4 protein-coding genes and 2 pseudogenes are annotated in these 4739 nt (G+C 55.4%); 2 read left to right on the forward strand and 4 right to left on the reverse strand.

Annotated elements, in window-relative coordinates; all coding sequences use genetic code 11:
• Positions 1-243: 243 nt before the first annotated feature.
• Positions 244-1017, forward strand: a complete 774-nt coding sequence (locus AB5Y54_RS08035; protein WP_124814463.1) for a tetratricopeptide repeat protein — start codon at positions 244-246, stop codon at positions 1015-1017.
• 464 nt (positions 1018-1481) lie between these two features.
• Positions 1482-1604: pseudogene (locus AB5Y54_RS08040) on the forward strand (integrase core domain-containing protein); the annotation flags it as partial.
• Positions 1605-1640: 36 nt separating this feature from the next.
• Here the strand turns inward: AB5Y54_RS08040 and AB5Y54_RS08045 are convergent.
• From AB5Y54_RS08045 to istB (AB5Y54_RS08060), 4 genes and pseudogenes are all read right to left on the reverse strand, one after another.
• Positions 1641-1865: pseudogene (locus tag AB5Y54_RS08045) on the reverse strand (transposase); the annotation flags it as partial.
• A 239-nt stretch (positions 1866-2104) separates the two neighbouring features.
• Positions 2105-2875: an IS21-like element ISAeme17 family helper ATPase IstB gene (gene istB, locus AB5Y54_RS08050; protein ID WP_099994263.1), complete on the reverse strand. Its 771-nt coding sequence runs from the start codon at positions 2873-2875 to the stop codon at positions 2105-2107.
• Positions 2872-3885 (reverse strand): IS21-like element ISAeme17 family transposase, encoded by a 1014-nt coding sequence (istA, locus tag AB5Y54_RS08055; protein ID WP_069785377.1) that lies wholly within the window; start codon positions 3883-3885, stop codon positions 2872-2874. The genes istB (AB5Y54_RS08050) and istA overlap by 4 nt, the downstream gene beginning before the upstream one ends.
• Positions 3886-4009: 124 nt before the next feature.
• Positions 4010-4739: IS21-like element ISAs29 family helper ATPase IstB (gene istB / locus AB5Y54_RS08060; RefSeq protein WP_214006188.1), on the reverse strand; the 730-nt coding region annotated here is incomplete at its 5' end.

Raw genomic sequence — 4739 nt, forward strand, 5'->3', positions numbered from 1 at the left:
GGCGAAGGTAAGTTGATGACTCATGATGAACCCTGTTCCATGGCTCCAGATGACAAACATGATCTCATATCAGGGACTTGTTCGCACCTTCCTTAAGAGAAGGGAATGGGCCATTGAAGACAAAAGGGATTAGACGTTACTGGTTCCTGGCCTCTCCTGCTCTGTTTTGAGATCCCCGTGGCAACCCGCTGGCATTGCCTGCGGTACGATGCGAGGCAGCATCAATAGGGCGGTAACACAGAGATGAAAAAAGGAATTTTGGCACTGCTGATAATCGGGGCTTGTTGGGGCGCACCGCTCCAGGCGCAAGATTGGGGAAATGCCCCCATTGCCGAAGTGCAGAAGGCGGCCCAACAGGGTGATGTCGAGGCGCAAGCAGACCTCGGCATGATGTACGTTACTGGCTATAGAGTGGCAAAGAATTATAAGCAGGGCTCGGCATGGCTTCGTAAGGCCGCCGAACAGGGCTATGCTCCAGCGCAAGGCAGCCTCGGAACGATGTATATCCACGGCTATGGGGTGGCAAAGGACTACAAACAGGCGATGGCTTGGTTCCGTAAGTCGGCCGAACAAGGCTTTGCCCCAGCACAATACAACCTTGGGGTGGGATATGACACTGGCCAAGGGGTGATGAAGGACGCTAAGCAGGCATTGGCTTGGTATCGCAAGGCAGCCGAACAGGAGGTTGCCGATGCGCAATACAACCTCAGCCTGATGTACTCGAATGGCCGTGGGGTGACACAGGACTATAAGCGGGCATTTGCCTGGCTCCGTAAGGCCGCTAAACAGGGTCATACCAAGGCGCAATACAATCTCAGTCTGATGTACGCAAATGGTCAGGGGGTGGCACAGAATAACAAGCTGGCTTACGTCTGGAGTTCGGTGGCCGCCACCAATGGGTATACCGATGCGGCTACAAACCGTGACATCTTCGCCAAGCGTTTGGGTTCAGCGGAAATGACAGAGGCGCAGGAACTGGCTGGTCAGTATTTTGAGCAGTACCAACCCAAGCAGTAACCCTATCGGCTTGTGCGCATAAGGGGGCGTTACGGTAAACGGACACCCCTTTATGCTACCTGTTGTCTTGCACAGCGAGATCGTTCATCTAACCGTGCGTCCTCGTACCTTAGATTGAGTGGTTGTAATAACAATATGAAATGCGGTTGTTAGACGGGGCAAACGAGCGAGACTGACTGGTCAAGTTTGATGCGATAGATGTGCGATTACACAAATTGGTATCATCAGGCTTTGCCTAGCATGTCATAGGCGCCTTCAGCAATACGTCTAGGATCGTTTGTGAGGGCGTTTAAGGGGTGACCTATGGGAATGGTATAGGCATAGCCTAGTGGCACTCTATGACATACGTAAGCAGACTAACTAACGCCTTCGGCAAAGAGTAAAGATACGCCTAAAAGAAGAGAAGGAACCTATACAGTCCATGACTGTGGGTAGTTAGTAGCCAAGGGCTACAGAAGGACAGGAGCCGAACAGCGGTAGGCAATTTGGCTATCGCGTTTGAGCATTATAACGAACACCACCCGCACAGCGCCTTGGGATACCGTTCACCCCGGGAATTTCTGCGCAGTCGGGTATCACAATCCTAAGCGGGAAAAAGTGTCTGGACCTATGGGGTCAAATCCACGGCTCTTGCTGGTATTGACCTTGATCGTTCTCTCTAGACCGACACTGTCTCCAGCCTTACCCAGCAGCGTCAGCAAGACGATGGCCAGGGCACTGAATAAAAACAGTCGGTCGCGCCGGACCGGATTACTGATGTGCACATCTCCCATACCCATGCCGAATTTGTAATCTTTGATATCACGAAAACTGGTCTCGATACCCCAGCGCTGGCCGTATAGTTGCAACATGTGAACCAGCAAGTGCAGACGCCCCCACTTGCTAGCCTTGGCAGCAGCCATAAGCCTTGGCAACTCATCGTCAGATAAGAAGCGTGTACGAGCGTTGTCCTCAGTCTTCTGGCGTACTTCTCTTGCTGGGTTGTGCTTGAGATCGTGCAGATCGTTCATGTATGTCAACGCCGACCGAAAACTGATCCACTCTGGCTAATTTCGCCGATTGAAAAGTGATCCACCCGGACATGGGGTTAATTGGTTTTGGGTGTGGCCCCCGCTTTGCGTTTCTCTTTCAAACGATAGCTTTCACCGCTGATCTGAACGATGTGTGCATGATGTAACAGCCTATCGAGCATAGCTGCCGTCAGTGTCTGATCATCGGCAAAGGTGCTGGCCCACTGGCTAAAGGGCAGATTGCTCGTCAAGATCAGGCTCCCTTTCTCATAACGTTTGGCGATCACATTGAAAAACAGGTTTGCTTCCTCACGCCCAAACGGCAAGTAGCCTATCTCATCGATCACCAGTAAACGCGGCCCCATCACGACACGGCTGAAGTAGGCATTAAGCCGCTCCTGTCGTTGAGCTGCTTGAAGCTGCAACATCAGGTCTGCTGCGCTGATAAATCTGGTCTTGATGCCAGCCATCAGAGCCCGATAGGCCAGTGCGATGGCAAGATGCGTCTTGCCCACTCCGCTTGGGCCCAGCAGCACTATGTTTTCGCTACGCTCGATAAAGGCCAGACTGGCTAACTCCTGCAACTGGCTGCGAGGTGCGCCACTGGCAAAGCCGAAGTCGTACTGCTCCAGCGTTTTGACCACGGGTAAAGTGGCCAGTTTGAGCAAGGTCTGGCGGGTGCGCTCGGTCCTCAAGGTCTGCTCTGCGTGCAGCAACCACTCCAGATAATCGGCGAAGCTCGCCTCCTCGTTGGCAGCCTTCTGAGCTAGTGCTGACCACTGGGCAGCAATCCCTTCCAGGCGCAGCGCCTGACTCAGGGCCATCAGGCGTTCATGCTGCAAGTTCATACGTTCACCTCCAGCAGGTCTTGGTATACCGATAGCGGATGCTGCAAGCTCTCCAGCGGCATGGGGCGCGCAGTGGCCGTGGTGCCGGGACTAACGGGTAGCGCCTGTGGCAGGGGTAGAAAATGAGGCAGCTCTTGTTGCAATCGGATAGCCGGGACTTCACCGGTAGTGCCATGGCTACGCTGGTTGGCGATGTCTTGCAACCAGGGGCCTATATGGGCATTGGCGGTTGACACATCTAGCGCCAGTCCTGCCTGCTTGAGGGTGGCTGCCAGTGGTGTGACAAAACTGCGCTTGAGGTAGCCATTGAAGCGCTCGACCTTGCCTTTGGTCTGGGCCCGGTAGGGGCGGCAGACGCGGGGGCGAAAACCGAACTCTTCGGCCAAGGCGAGCAGGGCCGGATGCCAACGATGGTCACCTTCACCATAGGCATCCCGTTCGCGGATGATGGTACTGGCATTATCAAATAGCACCTCCTGCGGGACCCCACCGAAGAAATGACAAGCCTCACGCAGTCCGGTCAACCAGGCATCATTACGTTCGTGATCGAAGAAACGGACATAGCTGGCGCGACTAAATCCCAGGGTAGCAACAAAGGCCTTTAGAGGCCGATTGCCGCGGCGGATAATGGTGAAATCGACCTGCATCTGTTTACCGGGGGCCGTTTCAAAACGGACGACAGTGCCAGAGGCGTCATGGCGCAGAGGAGATAACCAGGCCTTGAGCTGGGAGAGCCCGCCAGTGTAACCATGCTCTCGCAGTTCCCTGAGCAGAACCGTCGCGGGGATCCAGTGTGGCTTCGCTGCCTGGATACGCGCTTGCAGATAGGGTTTAAAAGGATCGAGCTTGGTTGGTCGGGCAGCTCGGCTGGGATAGATTGGCAGGCCCGGGTTGCGCAGATACTTGCGAACCGTGTTACGGGACACCCGCAATTGCTGGGCGATAGCCCGGATGCTCATGCCCTGACGGGCCAACACTCTGATTTCCACTGATAACTCCTGGGTCAACATGGGCGTGGCTCAAAAGCCACGATCTTGGCCCAGGTGGGTCAACTTGCGTATTCCGGCGAAGTTGAACAGCCATTCCGGCCAACGTGAACACCCTGATCCTTAACGCGCTCACGTCACCCCGTTTCTAACTCGAGTGTTCAGATTGGGTCAACTCACTTCTCCTCTTTCTCATCGATTCTCCCTTCAGTGACAGCCGGTGAGCGTTGTGCATCAGCCGGTCCAGGATCGCATCTGCCAGAGTGTTGTCCCCCAAGCTCGCGTACCACTCTTCCGTTGGCAGCTGACTGACCACGACCGTCGAGTATTTCCCGTACCGATCATCCATGATCTCCAGCAGGGCGTTGCGCTGCTCGGCATTCACCGCTTCCAGTCCCCAGTCATCCAGGATCAGCAGCTCTATCCTTGCCAGTTGACCCAGCAGTCTGGCGTAACTGCCATCTACCTTGGCCTGGCTCAGCTCAAGTAGCAGACGCGGCAGCCGGTAGTAACGAGTGCTGTGCCCCTGCTGACAGGCTTGGTAGCCCAGCGCACAGGCTAGGTAGGTTTTTCCGCAGCCACAGGGGCCGGTAATGAGCAGGTTCTGGCCCCGGCGCAGCCACTCTCCTTGGGCCAGGTTTGCCACCTGTGACCGCTCCAGGTTGCGTGCAGACTGGTAGTCCACCTCTTGCACCGTGGCCTGGAGTTTGAGCCTCGCCTGCTTGACCAGCCGAGCTTGTTTACGCTGCTCCCGGCTCAGTTGTTCGTGTTCGACCAGCAGGCTTAGCCGCTCGATGAAGGGCAGCCCTTCGTAGGTACTTGCCTGTTCCAGTTGTTGTTGCACGGCATCCGCCATGCCGGTCAGTTTCAGGTGTCTC

It is taken from the genome of Aeromonas sp. s9, from assembly GCF_040907765.1.
Classification (GTDB): domain Bacteria; phylum Pseudomonadota; class Gammaproteobacteria; order Enterobacterales; family Aeromonadaceae; genus Aeromonas; species Aeromonas caviae.